Here is a 16389-nt window from a genome sequence, read left to right on the forward strand (position 1 = left end):
GCATGACACAACGTTACTGGTTGATGAAGTCCGAACCCGAGGAGGCGAGTATCGACGATCTCGCCAGCGCGAAGCACCAGACCCTGGCGTGGACGGGCGTGCGCAACTATCAGGCACGAAACTTCATGCGCGACGAGATGCGCGTGGGCGACGGCGTGCTCTTCTATCATTCGAGCTGTGCGGTGCCCGGTATCGCCGGACTCGCAACGGTGGCGTCGACGCCCTATCCCGACCCTACCCAGTTCGACTCCAAGAGTCCCTATTTCGATCCCAAGTCGGCGCCGGAATCGCCACGTTGGCTGCTGGTCGACGTCAAACTGGATCGCAAGACACGCCTCATGCCGCTCACGGAAATGCGTCAGACGCCGGAATTGGACGGCATGTTGGTCCTCGCCCGCGGCAACCGTCTCTCGATCACCCCCGTGGCGCCCAAACACTGGAAGTTCATCACCCGGCATCTGCTTGAAGACTGAAAGTGTCGGGGGAACCAACCCGGTTGCGATAGCGTCTGTATCAGGTTGCCGACACCGGCATAGCCTGTGGCCATGACCGCATGACACGCCATCATGTGGCGAGCGTCATGCCGCGAAGGCCGCGCGAACGACCGGTCAACCGTTCGCCACGCCCAGGCGAACTCTCACTCGAAAAAGGACAATACGATGCGCAAATCTCTCGCTGCCGCGCTGCTGATCGCCACCGCCGCCAATGTCGCCTACGCCCAGTCGGGTGAAGATGCCAACCGTCAGGTCTCGGGTGTACTGGGCCTTGAAGCGCACGCCACGAAGGAAGTCGAGCAGGACACCGTTCACATCACGATGTCCGCGCAGGAGCAAGGCGCCGACGCCGCGACCGTGTCGCGCAATCTCACGCAGAAGGCCAACAGCGCGATGTCCGTGGCCAAGGGCCAGAATGCCGTGCAGGTTCAGACCGGTAGCGTCTCGCTCTACCCGACGACCAACCGCGACGGCAAGATCACCGCATGGCGAGGCCGCACCGAACTGCAGATGACTTCGAAGGATTTCGGTGCCGCATCGCGTCTCGCCAGCCAGATCTCGAACCAGATGCAGATGGACGGCGTGTCGTTCTCGCTCTCGCGTGAAGCGCAGGAGAAGACCCAGGCCGAGCTGACGAATCAGGCCATTCAGGCGTTCCGCGATCAGGCGCAGAACAACACGAAGGCCTTCGGCTACAGCAGCTACACGATCCGTCAGGTGCAGGTTGGTGCGAACGCGCCGATGATGCCGCGTCCGTACGCGATGAAGGCAATGGCCATGAGTGCGGGCGCCGACGCCGCGCCGCCGATGCAGCTCGAAGGCGGCAAAACGCAGGTGACCGTGACGGTCTCGGGTACGGTGCAGATGAAGTAAGCCGCGCGGGCCCGCACGTTGTCAGGTGAGTTATCATGCCGCCCCGTCGAGGGCGGCATTCTTTTACGTTCAATATTGGATGACCGACGCGCGATGCTGCATCGCGCTTACTTGAAGCGCTCACGCAGCAAGTTCTTTTGCACCTTGCCCATCGTATTGCGCGGCAATTCGGCGACGACGTGCACACGCTTGGGCACCTTGAAGTTGGCGATACGCTGCTTGAGCGTGTCGATAACCATTCGTTCGTCGGGTGCCTTTGCACCGTCGCGCGGCACGATGACGGCCACCACCGCCTCACCGAAGTCCGGGTGCGGAACGCCAATCACCGCCGACTCGGCCACGCCATCCATCTCGTCGATGAAGCCCTCGATTTCCTTCGGATAAACGTTGTAGCCGCCCGAGATGATGAGATCCTTCGAGCGACCGACGATGTGCACATAGCCCTGCTCATCGAACTTGCCAACGTCGCCCGTCTTGAAGAAGCCGTCGTCGGTGAACTCTTCTGCGGTCTTCTCCGGCATGCGCCAGTAGCCGGCAAACACGTTCGGCCCCTTGACCTGGATGTGACCGATCTCGCCCGACCCGCATGGCTGTGCGTCGTCACCGACCACGCGTACCGTCACCCCCGGCAGCGGCACGCCAACCGTACCCGCGCGGCGCACGCTCGCCGCATCGCCGCGATACGGGTTCGAGATGAGCATGACCGTCTCGGACATGCCGTAACGCTCCAGAATCGTATGGCCGGTGCGCTCGCGGAAGGCGTCGAACGTCTCGCTCAACAGCGGTGCCGAGCCAGAAATGAACAGCCGCATGTTGCGACACGCCTCGCGATCGAGCCCCGCCTCCGCCAGCAACCGGACGTAATACGTCGGCACGCCCATGAACACCGTGGCACGCGAAAGTTGATGCAGCACTTCACGTGCATCGAACTTCGTCATCCAGATCATCTTGCTGCCGGAATACAGCGCCGCATGGCTCGCGACGAACAACCCGTGCACGTGGAAAATCGGCAGCGCGTGCAGCAGCACGTCGCCGCCCTCGCGCTCGCCCCATCCCCAGAACTCGTGCAACACGCGCGCGTTGCTCGCGAGGTTGCCGTGAGAGAGCATGGCCCCCTTGCTGCGCCCCGTCGTGCCCGACGTGTACAGAATGGCGGCGAGATCGTCTGGCGCACGCGGCACCGTCTCGAAGGTGTCGTCGAACCACGCCGCGCGCTCCAGCAGCGAACCCGTACGATCGTCGCCGAGCGTATAGACATGCTTCGCACCGTTCGTGAACGCAACCTTCGACACCCAGCCGAAATTTGCCGGACTGCACACCACGACATCCGGCGCGGCGTTCTCGACGAAGTAAGCGATCTCGCCCTCGCGATATGCCGTATTCAGCGGCAGATACACGAACCCCGCGCGCAAGGTGGCGAGGTAGAGCAGCAGCGCCTCCGGCGACTTTTCGACCTGCACGGCAATACGTGCGCCAGGTGTCAGGTCGAGACTCGCGAGCAGGTTCGCCATGCGGGCGCTCGCGCGCTCGATGTCGTCCCAACTGTAATAGAGCCCTTCGGGCGTCTCGATCGCGCACGCCGATTTATCGGCGGGAAAACGCTCGGCAAAAAGTCGGTAGAGATTGGTGTCTTGCGTCATAAACAGAATCGGATTTGAAACAGTGGATGCGTTGACTGGAAAAAAAGCAGCGACGACGTGGCGTCGCTCACCGCCCCAAAAAGTCAGGCGGGCGCTTCTCGAGGAATGCCGCCACCCCTTCGCGGTGATCGTGCGAATCCCAATACGAAAACGCATTTTGCCATTCGGCCTCGGACAACGGCGGCACGGTCGGTGCCAACCGGGCGATCAGCCATTTGTTCAGTTGGGCGGCCAACGGCGCGCCGGCGGCGAGACGCCGCGCGCACGCATAGCCCTCGTGTTCCACTGCGTCGTCGGCCACCACGCGCGTGAGCAGGCCTTTCTCGCGCGCCTCCGCCGCGCCAAAGACGCGCCCCTCCAGCAGGATTTCGAGCGTTGTCGCGCGGCCTGCCAGGGCGAGCACGCCGCGCAGTTCGCCGGGCGCCATTGGAAAGCCGAGCTTGTTGATCGGCACGCCGAAGCGAGCGCCCTCCCCGGCAATGCGCAAGTCGCAATGCGCCGCGATCTCCAGGCCGCCGCCCACGCACACCCCCTCGATCAGCGCGACGCTCGGATGCCGGCAATGTGCCAAGGCGTCGAGCGTCGGCCCGATGACCTCGCCGTGATAGCGCCGCAGCGCGTCGTAGCTGCCGCGCTCGAGCGGAAACTCTTCGATATCGGCGCCGGCCGCGAAGTGACCTTTCGCCCCGCGAATAACGATGGCGCGCACGCGCGCGTCCTCGTCGAGCGCTTGCAGATGCGCGCGCAGGGCACGCCACATGGCGACCGAAATCGCATTGAGCTTGCCGGGATTCGACAGCGTCAACGTGACCCATCCGTCGTCAAGCGAACGGTCATCGCGCAGGACTTCACTCACGCGTTCCTCCATGCGGTTGATGGGCGTGGATACTGGTTTGCATACCAAAGCGTCGTCATGTTCAGAGCAGCCTCGCCACGGCGCGCCCGAGCGCGGGTTCGCCGTCGATGAGACGTTGAAGGTTGGCGTCGAGTTCGTCGGGCTCGTAAAGATAATTGACCATCATGCCGCACGACTGCTTCGCGCCCTTCTTCGAAAGATCGGCATGCCAGTTGATGCGCTCCACGCGCGCGCCGTTGCCCAGATGGAACCGCGCAACCGGATCGCGCGGCTGTCCCCGCACGGTTTCGCGCGCCAGATAGTACGCGGCCAGCGCTTCGCCAAGACTGCGCTGCGATGCTTGCGCGCCCTTGCGCTCGGCAGAGGCCTGCAACCACGCCACCATCTGTGCGCCGGAGACATCGGGCGCCGGCGCCCCCTCCTGCCCCAGCAGTTTCGCGCGCTTTGGGCCAAGCACTTGCACAAGCGCCTGGGTCGACAGCGACTTGAGCCAGTCGTTGAACCCCGGAATCGGCGAGAGCGTCGCGAAATTGCGCAGCTTCGGAAAATCGACTTGCAGTTCGTCGATCACACGCTTGAGCAGGAAGTTACCGAAGCTCACCCCGCGCAGGCCGGGCTGCGTGTTCGAGATCGAATAGAAGATCGCCCAGCGCACGCGACGCAGATCCTCGAGCGGCGCCTTCTCGTCGAGCAGCGAATGCACGTCGGCGGCCATCTCGGGCACAAACGCCACTTCAACGAAGATCAGCGGCTCGCGCGGCATGCGCGGATGAAAGAACGCATAGCAACGGCGATCGGAATCGAGCCGGTTGCGCAGATCCGCCCACGACGAAATCTCATGCACCGCTTCGTAGCGCATGAGCTTTTCGAGCAGCGACGCCGGCGAATCCCACGTGATCGGATGCAACTCCAGCAGTCCGACGTCGAACCATGTCGAAAAGAGACTGCCGAGATCCTCTTCGAGCGCCGCGAGTCCGGGCAACACCGCGCGGTGTTCCAGCATGTCGGCGCGCCAGCGCACGAGGAACGGCAGGCCATCGGGCAGCGCATTGAAGCGCTTGAGAAAGCGCACACGCGCACTGCCGAGCGCACCGGCCAAACCGCTGGCCGCGCGTCTGGCACTGGCACCGTCGCCGTCCCTGCCGACCTCGGCCCCCGGGGAGCCGTCGCTCGCACAAGCGTCGGCGACGACCGCGAGCAGCGCCAGTTGCGTGTCGGGCGACGCCGCTGTGTAGCGCGTCATGAAATCGCGCGCGGCGTCGTTGGCGGCGGAGTCCGTCAGCCGCGCCGCCAGGCACAGCGTCAACTGCCGCCGCAGCGCGCTCTGCGCACGCGGCGACAGCGTTGCCGGCGTGATCTTGGCGCTCCCTTTACCGTCCTTGCCATCTTTCGGCCCGCCGCCGTGCCCCCCCGATTTACCGCCGCCGCGGCCGAACCACTGTCCCAGACGCGCCCCGAGCGACGGCTTGGGCGACGGTACCGGCGCGCTCACGTCAGTCACGGTCTCGGACGTGCCCCGCCCCGCTTGGGAAGGCGACGACGAGGATGGCGAGGACGAGGCCATCGCGGTAGACGACGCGGCCATCGTTGAGTCCATCGTCGACGAACTCAACGAGACGGGAACGGACATGGCTGACATGATTGGCTCATCCTTCATGGCTTCCTGACATTGCGCCCGGGTAGGCAAGCACACCGGCTATACCGCGATGACGCACCCTCCAGCGAATATTGCCGCATTTCGTGAAAGCGCTCTCATCCCATCAGTCGATCCGGCAACCACAGCGACAAGCCGGGCAACGCACAGATGAGGACCACGGCCAGCACCATCAACACCACAAACGGCATCACGCCCCACACGATGTCGCGCAACGCGATGTCGGGCGCCGTATTCTTGATGACGAAGATGTTGAGTCCTACGGGCGGATGAATCAACCCCAATTCCATGACGATCGTCATCACCACGCCGAACCACACCAGGTCGAAGCCGGCGGCCCGCAGCGGCGGCAGAATGATCGGCGCGGTCATCAGGATGATGCTTACCGGCGGCAGGAAGAAGCCGAGCACGACCACCATCAGCAGAATGGCCGTGAGCAGCACCCAGCGCGACAAATGCAGCCCCACGATCCATTGCGCCGCCGACTGGCTGATGTGCAGATAGCTCATCACGTACGAATAAAGCAGCGACATGCCGATGATGAACATGAGCATGGTCGACTCGCGCAACGTGCCGGTCAGAATCGGCGCAAGCTGACGCGGGTTCCACATCCGATAAATCACGGCGATGAGCCCGATCGCGAGCAGGCCGCCGAGGCCAGCCGTCTCCGACGGCGTGGCATAGCCGCCGTAGAGCGCCGCCATCACGCCGATGAGCAGCGTCACGAACGGCAGCACGCGCGGCAACAGCGCCAGCTTCTCGCGCATCGTGGCCGGCGGCTCGCTCGGGAACGGCGACGGCGTGCCGTCGCGGGCGAGGGCCACTTGCGCGCGCGCATACTCGTGTCGGTAGCGCCACGCCGCGTAGCAAGAGAAAAGCCCCACCAGCAGCAGCGCGGGCACGATTCCGGCGAGGAACAGCCGCCCGAGCGACTGCTCTGCGGCCACCGCGTAGAGAATCATCGTGATCGACGGCGGAAGCAGAATGCCCAGCGTTCCGCCCGCCGCGATGATCCCCGCGGCGAATCCCGGCGAATAGCCGCGCTGGCGCATCTCCGGAATCCCTGCACTGCCGATCGCGGAGCACGTCGCCGGGCTCGATCCGGCCATCGCGGCGAACAGCCCGCAGGCGAACACATTGGCGATGCCCAGACCGCCCGGAATCCGGCGCATCCACGCGTGCAATGCCAGATAGAGGTCCTGGCCCGCGCGTGACTTGCCGATGGCGGCCCCCTTCAGAATGAACAGCGGAATCGAAAGCAGCGTAATGCTCGCCATCTCCTCATAGACGTTCTGCGTGATCGTATCGAGCGACGAGACCGGCATGAAGCCGAGCATGAACGCCACCGCCACGGCCCCCAGGGCAAATGCGATGGGCATGCCCGAGAACATGGCGACGAGCGTCGCGCCACCATAGAGCAATCCGATACCGAGTTCGCTCATGCATGCCCTCCCGTACGATCCGATCCGAGCGGTGCGTCATGGCCCGCAGGTTTTCCCATTTCGCCGGCGCCAATCGCCACTTGCAACAGCAATTGCACCGTGAGCAACGTCATGCCGAAGGCCATCAGGCCATACGGAATCGACAGGGGCGGCCCCCACGTCGAACTGCTCGTCTGGCCATCGACATAGGCTTCCCAGAACAGCGTCCACGACTTCCATGCGAAAAAGCCGCAGAAAGCGAACGAGACCATGTCCACGCACCAGCGCCGCACCCGGTTCACGCGCGGCGAGAGCAAGGTCGTGATCGCTTCGATGCCGATGTGCCCACGCAAATGCTGCACATGCGCGGCTGAGACGAAGGTCGCGCCGACCAGCAGGAACACAGCGGCTTCGTCCTGCCAGTCGGTGGCGAGCTTGAGCACGTGCCGCGCGAACACGCTGTAGCTGAGCACGAGCGCGGCCCCGACCAGCGCCAACATGCACACGACCATGAGCAGACGACTCACGCCCTGTAACAGGGCGTCGAGCCGCCGCAGCAAGCGAGTGCGTGCCGCCGCCGGTTCCGCGCTCACGGCGGCCCCACTCATGCAGGCACCTGCTGGGCGAGCGCGAGCAGTTTCGCGCAGGTGTCGGATCGGCCCGCGTAGTCCTTCCACGCGGTGCGCCGTGCGATGTCGCGCCACTTCATCACCGTTGCCTCGTCGAGGTCGTAGACCTTCGCGCCGGCCTTGGTATAGACGCTGGCGATCTGCGCATCGTCGGCCTTGGCGGCTTCGGTGCCGAACGACTCAAGTTCCGCCCCCACTTGCAGGATCGCCTGCTGTTGGTCCTTGGGCAGCTTGTCGAAGACCTGCTTCGACATCAACAGCGGTTCGAGCATGAACCAATACGACTTGTTGCGCCCGGTGGTCAGATGCTTCGATACCTCCTCGAGACGGAACGACATCAGGCTCGTCGATGAAGTCATCGCCGCGTCCATCGCGCCCGTCTGCATGGCGGCGTAGAGTTCGTTCGACGGCAGGGAAATGACGGCCGCGCCGGCCTCTTTGAGCATCATGTCCATCTCGCGGCTGCCGCCGCGCACCTTGAGCCCCTTGGCGTCGTCAGGCGAAACGAGCGGCTTGGCGCGGCTCGCAACGCCGCCTGCCTGCCAGACCCAGCTCACGATCACGACGTTCTTCTCCGCCAGCACATCGGTGAGCACCTTGCCAATTTCGCCGTGGCGCCACGCTGCGCCCTGCGCATAGGACGTCACCAGCCCCGGCATCAGCCCGATGTTGAGTTCGCGGACTTCGCCCCCGGCGTAGGGCAGCGGATAGAGCGAAAGATCAAGGGCTCCGCGACGCAGCGCCGAGAACTGCGCATTGGTCTTCATGAGCGAACTGCCCGGATAGACCTGAAACTTCAGCGCGCCGTGGGTGCGCTTCTCGACTTCCTGCGCGAACTTGCGGCAGAGCCGATCGCGGAAGTCGCCTTCGGTGAGCGTGCCGCCGGGGAATTGATGGGAAATCTTGAGCGGGCCGGACTGCGCAAACGCGTTGCCCCACGGGCTGGCCAGGCCGCCGGTGGCGAGTGCCGATGCGGCACCGAGCATGAGTTGCCGCCGCAGCGGGGAATGATTTGTCTCCATGGCGTCTCCTGTCACTTCTGTCAGTGGTGAACCAGCGAAGCCCGGTGCCTGACATCGCCCGCTGCGGGTTTTGCTTCCCGCCGCGGGTGCACCACCGGTTCGCCGGCACTGCATGTACGGATGACTGCTTTGATTTTTGGTATTTCGAGTGCGCGAGTTGCCGCTCTCGGGATGAAATCGTATAGTCAATCCAGCATGGTGTATACAAACTGACTGTCAAAAAAATACATTTTCGGCGTATACCCCGATCTTCAAGGCGGGCTTCAAGCGTTACTTTGACAACCATGAATCCGATTGAGCCCCGTGCGACGGGACCGAAACACGACCCAGCGAGAGCGTCATGACCGTAAAACCGAAGCGATCGGAAGCGCTGCGCCAGGCGATCGAGGAGAAGATTGCCGTGGGCGAGTACCCGCCCGGCATGCGGCTCGACGAGGTCGAACTGGCGAGCGCGTTCGGCGTGTCGCGCACGCCCCTGCGCGAGGCATTGATTCAATTGGCGTCGTCGGGGGTCATCGAGATTCGTCCTCGCCGGGGCGCCGTGGTCGCGCAGATCGACCCGCAGCGCTTATGCGAGATGTTCGAAGTGATGGCGGAACTCGAATCGATGTGCGGGCGCCTCGCCGCGCGCCGCATCACCGACGAGGAACTGGCCGAATTGCGCGAGACGCACGAGGCCAGCCGGGCGGCGGCCGAGGCGCGGGACATCGACACTTATTACGAAGTCAACGCGCATTTCCACGCGTTGATTTATCAGGCCAGTCACAACACCTATCTTCAGGAAACGGCGTTGCAGTTGCACCGACGACTGCGCGTGTATCGCCGCTTGCAACTGCGCGTACGCGACCGGCCTAACCAATCGTTCTCCGAACATGACGCCGTCTTCCGCGCCATTGAAGCGGGCGATGCCGACGCGGCGTCGGAACAGCTTCGCGGCCACGTCACCGTGCAGGGCGAGCGCTTCGCCGATCTGATGGCTTCATTGCGCGCGCTCGAGCGCAAGGCGAGCTGAAGCTTGCCCCAAAAGCCAACGGGCCGCCGGAGGAAACATCTCCGGCGGCCCGTTGCCTGAATCTCTGTGGCGCAGCGCCTGCCGACGCCTTAGGCGCGAGACCGCGCTGGCCGGCGGCGATACGCCCACACGAGCATGATGATGCCCGCGACGATCATCGGCATCGACAGCCATTGGCCCATCGACAGCCCGAACGAGAGCAAGCCGAGGAACGCATCGGGCTCACGCGTGAATTCCGCGAGAAAGCGGAAGACGCCGTAGCCCACCAGGAACATGGCGGACACCGCGCCCACTGGCCGCGCGCGTCGCGCGAAGAACCACAACAGCAGGAACAGCGCCACGCCTTCGAGCGCGAATTCGAACAACTGCGACGGATAGCGGGGCAGCCCGTGGAATTGCGCGAACACCGCCGCCATCGCCTGATCGGCCATCGCCTGCGGATGCGCCATCGCCCACTGAACGTCTTCGCCCGCCGATTGCGGGAACAACATTGCGAAGCGCGAATCGGGTGACGTCACGCGTCCCCACAATTCCCCGTTGATGAAGTTGCCCAGACGACCGGCAGCGAGCCCCAGCGGGATCATCGGTGCGATGAGATCGGTGCCTTCAAGCAGCGAATGGCCACGACGGCGAGTGAACAGCCACATCGCGACGAGCACGCCAAGGAAGCCGCCGTGGAACGACATGCCGCCTTCCCACACCTTGAAGATGTCGATCGGATTCGCCAGATAAAACGCCGGCTTATAGAAGAGCACGTAGCCGAGACGTCCGCCAAGAATCACCCCGAGCACGCCATAGAACAGCATGTCGTCGAGATCCTGCACCTTCCAGCCTTGCGCGGCGATGGACGGCTGGCGCACGCGCACGCGCCCCACGACCAGGAACAGAATGAAGCCGACCAGGTACATCAGGCCGTACCAGCGGATGGCGAGCGGGCCGAGATGAATCGCGACCGGGTCGAATTGAGGATGAATCAGCATGGATCAGAAGAATCGATTCGTGAACAAAAGTTCCGTCGGAGGGCGGATGCGCTGTCAAGGCAACCCATTGCTGCCGTCGAGTGGCACGCCAGCGACAGCTCGCCTGGGCAACTGAACCGGCAGGCGTTGGGATGGGCAGCACAATACCACGAGCGCCCCCTATCGCGGCGGCCTGGCGGGCACCGCCAATCACAGCGACCTTCAGTTCGTCAGCGTTGCCCCCGGTGGGGTATGGGCCACCGCGCGCGCCGTTTCGAGAAATCCTTCGAGGACAGGGGTGACTTCGGCCGTGCGCCAGAGCAGGCCCGTCTCGATGAGGGTGCTCGTCTCGCGTAGCGCGCGATAGGTCACGCCGGTGCGGCGCAGATGGCACAGCGATTGCGGCACCAGGGCCACGCCCATGCCCGCCGACACCAGGCTCACGATGGTCTGCATTTGAATGGCCTCCTGCCCCACGCGCGGCGTGAGGCCAAGTGCGGCGTAGCAGCCCATGATGATGTCGTAGAACGCCGGCGCCACGCGCCGTGGGAAGATGACGAGCGGTTCGTCGGCAAAGTCGGCCAGACTGACCGGGGCGCCCGGCTGGGCGTCGGCAGCGGTGTCGTCGCCGGCAGCCATGCCCCGCCCGGCCGGCAACGCCAGCATCAGCGGTTCGCGCACGATCGGCAGATAGGACAGTTCGTTGGCGTAACGAGCAGGCACCGGCGGGATGAAGAGGCCGGCGTCGATGCGTCCATCCATGAGCGCCTCGACTTGCACGTCGCTCGTCGCTTCGAGCAGTTGCAGACGCACGCGCGGATAGCGCTCGCCGAACTCGCGCAGCAGCGGCGGCAGAATGCCATAGTCCGCCGTGGAGACGAAGCCTAGCGAGAGCGTGCCGACCTCCCCATGCGCCAGCCCCTGTGCGAACGCGGGCAGCGCGTCGGCGTCCGCCAGAATGCGCCGTACCTCGGGCAGTAGTTGCCGGCCCACGGCCGTCAGCTCCACCGACCGGTTGGTCCGCACGAAAAGCGGGGCCCCCAACGACGCCTCCAGCGCCCGGATCTGCTGCGAGAGCGGGGGCTGGGTCATCGACAGACGCTGGGCCGCACGGCCGAAATGCCGCTCTTCGGCCACCGCAACGAAGTACCTGAGTTGACGTAGATCCATGATATGTTTTTCGACTCAATCCGAGTCAAATAATATATTTGACAAGCATTCAAGGAAAGACGAATCTTGATGTCCGGCCGACGCTGGCGTGCCGCGCGGCCATGGCAGCTTTGCCCAGCCACGCGCAAGTCCAGACCGAATCCAGAGCGAATTCAGACCGAATGTCGCCTGGCGGCCCCGTATTCGTTCATCCCACAAGCACAGCGTTCCAGAGACGACCATGCCTCAATACCGTTCCCGCACCTCGACCCACGGCCGCAACATGGCCGGCGCCCGCGCCCTGTGGCGCGCCACCGGCATGAAAGACGACGACTTCGGCAAGCCGATCATCGCCGTGGTCAACTCCTTCACGCAATTCGTGCCGGGTCACGTGCACCTGCGCGATCTGGGCGCTGTGGTCGCCAAGGAGATCGAAGCGGCCGGCGGTGTAGCCAAGGAATTCAATACCATCGCCGTGGACGACGGCATCGCCATGGGTCACGGCGGCATGCTGTACTCGCTGCCGTCGCGCGAGCTGATCGCCGACTCGGTGGAATATATGGTCAACGCGCACTGCGCCGATGCCATGGTCTGCATCTCGAACTGCGACAAGATCACCCCGGGCATGCTCATGGCCGCCATGCGCCTGAACATTCCGGTCGTGTTCGTCTCGGGCGGCCCGATGGAAGCGGGCAAGGTCAAGAATGGCGACGGCCAGGTCATCGCCAAGATCGACCTGATCGACGCCATGATCAAGGCAGCCGACCCGAAAGTGAGCGACGCCGAAGTCGCGGAAATCGAGCGCAGCGCCTGCCCGACGTGCGGTTCGTGCTCGGGCATGTTCACCGCCAACTCGATGAACTGCCTGACCGAAGCCATTGGTCTCGCGTTGCCGGGCAACGGCACCATCGTCGCCACGCACGCCTGGCGCCGCGGGCTGTTCGAACAGGCCGGCCGTCTCGTGGTCGACCTGTGCCGTCGCTATTACCAGGAAGACGACGCCTCGGTGCTGCCGCGCAACATCGCGACCAAGGCAGCGTTCGAAAACGCCATGGCGCTCGACGTGGCCATGGGCGGCTCGACCAACACGGTGCTGCACCTGCTCGCCGCCGCGCAGGAAGCCGGCGTCGACTTCAAGATGGCCGACATCGACCGCATCTCGCGCAAGGTTCCCTGCCTGTGCAAGGCGGCCCCGGCGACCGACAAGTACCACATCGAAGACGTGCACCGTGCGGGCGGCATCATCGGCATTCTGGGTGAACTCGCGCGCGGCGGGCTGCTCGATACGTCTTGCGGCAACGTACACAGCGGCACGCTCGGCAACGCCATCGCGCAGTGGGATGTGGCCGCCGACGCGGGCGACAAGGCGCACACGTTCTACAGCGCCGCCCCTGGCGGTGTGCCCACGACCATCGCCTTCAGCCAGTCGTCAATCTATCCGTCGCTCGATCTGAACCGGGAAACCGGATGTATCCGCGACAAGGAACACGCCTATACGAAGGACGGCGGCCTGGCCGTGCTGTACGGCAACCTCGCCGAGAAGGGCTGTATCGTGAAGACGGCCGGCGTCGACGAATCGCAGTGGGTGTTCACGGGCCGTGCGCGCGTGTACGAAAGCCAGGACGATGCCGTCGACGGCATCCTGGGCGATCAGGTCCAGCCGGGTGACGTGGTCGTGATCCGCTACGAAGGCCCGAAGGGCGGCCCGGGCATGCAGGAAATGCTGTACCCGACCTCGTACCTGAAATCGAAGGGGCTGGGCAAGACGTGCGCCCTGTTCACGGACGGCCGGTTCTCGGGCGGTTCGTCGGGCCTGGTGATCGGCCACGCCTCGCCGGAAGCGGCCGAAGGCGGCATCATCGGTCTGGTGGAAGACGGTGACGTGATCGAGATCGACATCACCCAGCGCAAGATGCATCTGGCCGTGTCCGACGACGAACTGGCGCGCCGCCGCGCCGCCATGCAAGCCCGTGGCGACCAGGCATGGCAGCCGGCGAATCGCGAGCGTGTGGTGTCGCAAGCGCTGCAAGCGTACGCCGCGCTGGCCACCTCGGCCGACCGCGGCGCGGTGCGCGACCTGTCGCAACTGAAGCTGGGCAAGCGCGGATAACGCGAAGAATGCGCAACGAAAGCGCCGATTGGAGTGGTCGGTGCGATCGATGCGATCGGCGTGAATCACGGGAGCCGTCGCGTGCGGCGGCTCCCGCGCAGAACTTGACGTAAAGTGACGCAGTAGTGAAGCAGCAATGCCCTTGAGCGGCGCACCCGGACGACGGGCGTACCGCCAGCATGACAGCGTGATACAACAACGCTTGTGCGCGACGCTGCGGTAGCCTGTGGCGTGGTGCATCCCCACAGGAGACCGTCATGGCATTCAACCGTCGTTCGCGAAACGTCACGCAAGGCGTGGCCCGTTCGCCCAACCGCTCGATGTACTATGCGCTGGGCTACAAGGAAGAAGACTTCGACAATCCGATGATCGGCGTGGCCAACGGCCATTCGACGATCACCCCGTGCAACGCGGGGCTGCAGCGGCTGGCAGACGCCGCCGTCGATGCCATCAAGACCCATCAGGCCAATCCGCAGACGTTCGGCACTCCCACCATTTCCGACGGCATGTCGATGGGCACGGAGGGCATGAAGTACTCGCTCGTCTCGCGCGAAGTCATTGCCGACTGTATCGAGACCGCCGTGCAGGGGCAGTGGATGGACGGCGTGGTCGTGATCGGCGGCTGCGACAAGAACATGCCGGGCGGCATGATCGCGCTGGCGCGCATCAACGTGCCGGGCATCTATGTCTACGGCGGCACCATCAAGCCGGGCAACTGGAAGGGCAAGGATCTCACCATCGTCTCGTCGTTCGAGGCCGTGGGCGAATTCACCGCCGGGCGCATGACCGAGGCCGATTTCAAGGGCATCGAGAAGAATGCGTGTCCGTCGACCGGGTCGTGCGGGGGCATGTACACGGCCAACACGATGAGTTCGTCGTTCGAGGCGCTGGGCATGTCGTTGCTGTATTCGTCGACGATGGCCAACCCCGATCAGGAAAAGGTCGACTCGGCGGCCGAATCGGCGCGCGTGCTGATCGAAGCGGTCAAGAAAGATCTCAAGCCACGCGACATCATCACGCGCAAGTCCATCGAAAATGCAGTGGCGCTCATCATGGCCACGGGCGGTTCCACCAACGCAGTGCTGCACTATCTCGCTATCGCGCACGCGGCCGACATCGACTGGAGCATCGACGACTTCGAGCGCATTCGCGAGCGCGTGCCGGTCCTGTGCGACCTGAAGCCGTCGGGCAAGTACGTGGCGACCGACCTGCACAAGGCCGGTGGCATTCCGCAAGTGCTCAAGATCCTGCTCGACGCCGGCCTGCTGCACGGCGATTGCATGACGATCACCGGCCGGACCCTCGCGGAAGAACTCAAGGACGTGCCGTCGGTGCCGCGTGCCGACCAGCATGTGATCTTCCCCATCGACAAGGCACTCTACAAGGAAGGGCATCTCGCGATCCTCAAGGGCAATCTGGCGGAAGATGGCGCCGTCGCGAAGATCACGGGCCTGAAGAATCCGGTCATCACCGGCCCGGCGCGCGTGTTCGACGACGAACAAAGTGCGATGGACGCAATCCTTGCCGACAAGATCCAGGCCGGCGACGTGCTCGTGCTGCGCTACCTCGGTCCGAAGGGTGGCCCGGGCATGCCGGAGATGCTCGCGCCGACGTCGGCAATCATCGGCAAGGGACTCGGCGAGACGGTCGGCTTCATTACCGATGGTCGATTCTCGGGCGGTACGTGGGGCATGGTCGTCGGGCACGTGGCGCCCGAAGCGTTCGTGGGCGGCACGATTGCCCTCGTGCACGAAGGCGACTCGATCACCATCGACGCGCACAAGCTGCTGCTGCAACTGAATGTGCCGGGCGATGAACTGGCAAGGCGTCGCGCCGCGTGGAAGGCGCCCGCGCCTCGTTATACCCGGGGCGTCATGGCCAAGTATGCCGCACTGGCACAACCGGCCAACAAGGGGGCGGTCACGGGCTGACCTTGACGTTGGAACGCACGAACGGCACCGCTTGCCTCCCTGGCCACGGTGCCGTTTTTTCATGCACCTTTGTGCCGAGTCGCGCATTGTGCGCGCCGCCTTATAATGGCGCATCGATGCGCCTGCCCAACGTCGTCACCCATGGACGTCCAACTCACGCAGCCCCGCATCGGGATCTGTGAACGATCGGGGAGTATCGAATGAAGGCAAGCAACGGCAAGTCTGCCGGGGCCATGGTCGGTGCGTGGCTGTTGATCGCGGCGGGCGCTGCTCTCGCGCAGACAACCCCGCCGTCGCCGTCGGCCACGGGGGCGCAGTACACGCAAAACGCCCAAGCCATGGAAAAGCTCGCCCGCGAGCGCAATTGCATGACCTGCCACGCCGTCGACCGGACGTTGCTCGCGCCGTCCTACCGGGATATTGCCAAACGCTACGAAGGGCAGCCTGGCGCCGCCGCCGATCTCGCACGAACCATTGCGGACGGCAGTCGCGGTAAATGGGGAAGCATTCCGATGCCCGCCAGCCCTCAGCTCGCCCCGGGCGAGGCGGGCCGTCTGGCACACTGGATTCTTGGCCTCGGACACTGAGCCGTCGGACACCGAGGCCTCGGATGCACGGCCGTAAGCGTTGCTGCGCGTT

Annotated in this window: 15 protein-coding genes; 7 read left to right on the top strand and 8 right to left on the bottom strand. The window is 64.5% G+C overall.

From position 1 onward, the window contains the following. Positions 1-2: 2 nt before the first annotated feature. Entirely contained in the window at positions 3-473 is a 471-nt protein-coding gene (locus PCE31106_RS09830) for an EVE domain-containing protein (protein ID WP_017232106.1), read from the top strand. Positions 474-659: 186 nt separating this feature from the next. Beyond that, positions 660-1367, top strand: coding sequence for an SIMPL domain-containing protein (locus PCE31106_RS09835; protein ID WP_017232107.1), 708 nt, complete (start codon positions 660-662; stop codon positions 1365-1367). Between the two features lie 107 nt (positions 1368-1474). Here the strand turns inward: PCE31106_RS09835 and PCE31106_RS09840 are convergent, their stop codons facing one another. The 3 genes from PCE31106_RS09840 to PCE31106_RS09850 form a co-directional block, all read right to left on the bottom strand. Further along, positions 1475-3007, bottom strand: coding sequence for a malonate--CoA ligase (locus PCE31106_RS09840; RefSeq protein WP_150563144.1), 1533 nt, complete (start codon positions 3005-3007; stop codon positions 1475-1477). A gap of 67 nt (positions 3008-3074) precedes the next feature. Continuing rightward, complete coding sequence (locus PCE31106_RS09845) at positions 3075-3875, bottom strand: enoyl-CoA hydratase/isomerase family protein (protein WP_017232109.1); 801 nt, start codon at positions 3873-3875, stop codon at positions 3075-3077. Between the two features lie 49 nt (positions 3876-3924). Continuing rightward, a complete protein-coding gene (locus tag PCE31106_RS09850) occupies positions 3925-5355 on the bottom strand; it encodes a malonyl-CoA decarboxylase domain-containing protein (protein WP_254440972.1) in 1431 nt (476 codons plus the stop codon). Here PCE31106_RS09850 and PCE31106_RS23985 point away from each other — a divergent pair. Then, on the top strand, positions 5330-5530 hold the full coding sequence (locus PCE31106_RS23985) for a hypothetical protein (protein WP_174975078.1): 201 nt from the start codon (positions 5330-5332) through the stop codon (positions 5528-5530). The two genes, PCE31106_RS09850 and PCE31106_RS23985, sit on opposite strands and share 26 nt — an antisense overlap. Positions 5531-5615: 85 nt before the next feature. Here PCE31106_RS23985 and PCE31106_RS09855 read toward each other — a convergent pair whose 3' ends face one another. The 3 genes from PCE31106_RS09855 to dctP are packed head-to-tail and all read right to left on the bottom strand — an operon-like array spanning position 5616 to position 8589. After that, entirely contained in the window at positions 5616-6959 is a 1344-nt protein-coding gene (locus PCE31106_RS09855) for a TRAP transporter large permease (RefSeq protein WP_017235569.1), read from the bottom strand. After that, a complete protein-coding gene (locus tag PCE31106_RS09860; RefSeq protein ID WP_017235570.1) occupies positions 6956-7546 on the bottom strand; it encodes a TRAP transporter small permease in 591 nt (196 codons plus the stop codon). The genes PCE31106_RS09855 and PCE31106_RS09860 overlap by 4 nt, the downstream gene beginning before the upstream one ends. Then, entirely contained in the window at positions 7543-8589 is a 1047-nt protein-coding gene (gene dctP, locus PCE31106_RS09865; RefSeq protein WP_017235571.1) for a TRAP transporter substrate-binding protein DctP, read from the bottom strand. Before dctP ends, PCE31106_RS09860 begins: the two co-directional genes overlap by 4 nt. Positions 8590-8929: 340 nt before the next feature. Between dctP and PCE31106_RS09870 the strand changes: the two genes are divergently transcribed. Continuing rightward, positions 8930-9601 (top strand): GntR family transcriptional regulator, encoded by a 672-nt coding sequence (locus tag PCE31106_RS09870; RefSeq protein WP_150563145.1) that lies wholly within the window; start codon positions 8930-8932, stop codon positions 9599-9601. 89 nt (positions 9602-9690) lie between these two features. On the opposite strand, the gene lgt is transcribed toward PCE31106_RS09870, so the two are convergent. Both lgt and PCE31106_RS09880 read right to left on the bottom strand, forming a co-directional pair. After that, positions 9691-10581 (bottom strand): prolipoprotein diacylglyceryl transferase, encoded by an 891-nt coding sequence (gene lgt, locus PCE31106_RS09875; RefSeq protein ID WP_017235573.1) that lies wholly within the window; start codon positions 10579-10581, stop codon positions 9691-9693. A 201-nt stretch (positions 10582-10782) separates the two neighbouring features. Further along, entirely contained in the window at positions 10783-11730 is a 948-nt protein-coding gene (locus PCE31106_RS09880; RefSeq protein ID WP_017235574.1) for a LysR family transcriptional regulator, read from the bottom strand. A gap of 220 nt (positions 11731-11950) precedes the next feature. On the opposite strand from PCE31106_RS09880, the gene ilvD (PCE31106_RS09885) reads away from it, so the two are divergent. The 3 genes from ilvD (PCE31106_RS09885) (at position 11951) to PCE31106_RS24625 (ending at position 16337) form a co-directional block, all read left to right on the top strand. Continuing rightward, positions 11951-13819: a dihydroxy-acid dehydratase gene (ilvD, locus tag PCE31106_RS09885; RefSeq protein ID WP_026132292.1), complete on the top strand. Its 1869-nt coding sequence runs from the start codon at positions 11951-11953 to the stop codon at positions 13817-13819. A 257-nt stretch (positions 13820-14076) separates the two neighbouring features. Then, a complete protein-coding gene (ilvD, locus tag PCE31106_RS09890; RefSeq protein WP_150563146.1) occupies positions 14077-15750 on the top strand; it encodes a dihydroxy-acid dehydratase in 1674 nt (557 codons plus the stop codon). Between the two features lie 338 nt (positions 15751-16088). Next, positions 16089-16337 (top strand): c-type cytochrome, encoded by a 249-nt coding sequence (locus tag PCE31106_RS24625; protein ID WP_437343806.1) that lies wholly within the window; start codon positions 16089-16091, stop codon positions 16335-16337. Positions 16338-16389: the final 52 nt, after the last annotated feature.

Source organism: Pandoraea cepalis, assembly GCF_902459665.1.
Classification (GTDB): domain Bacteria; phylum Pseudomonadota; class Gammaproteobacteria; order Burkholderiales; family Burkholderiaceae; genus Pandoraea; species Pandoraea cepalis.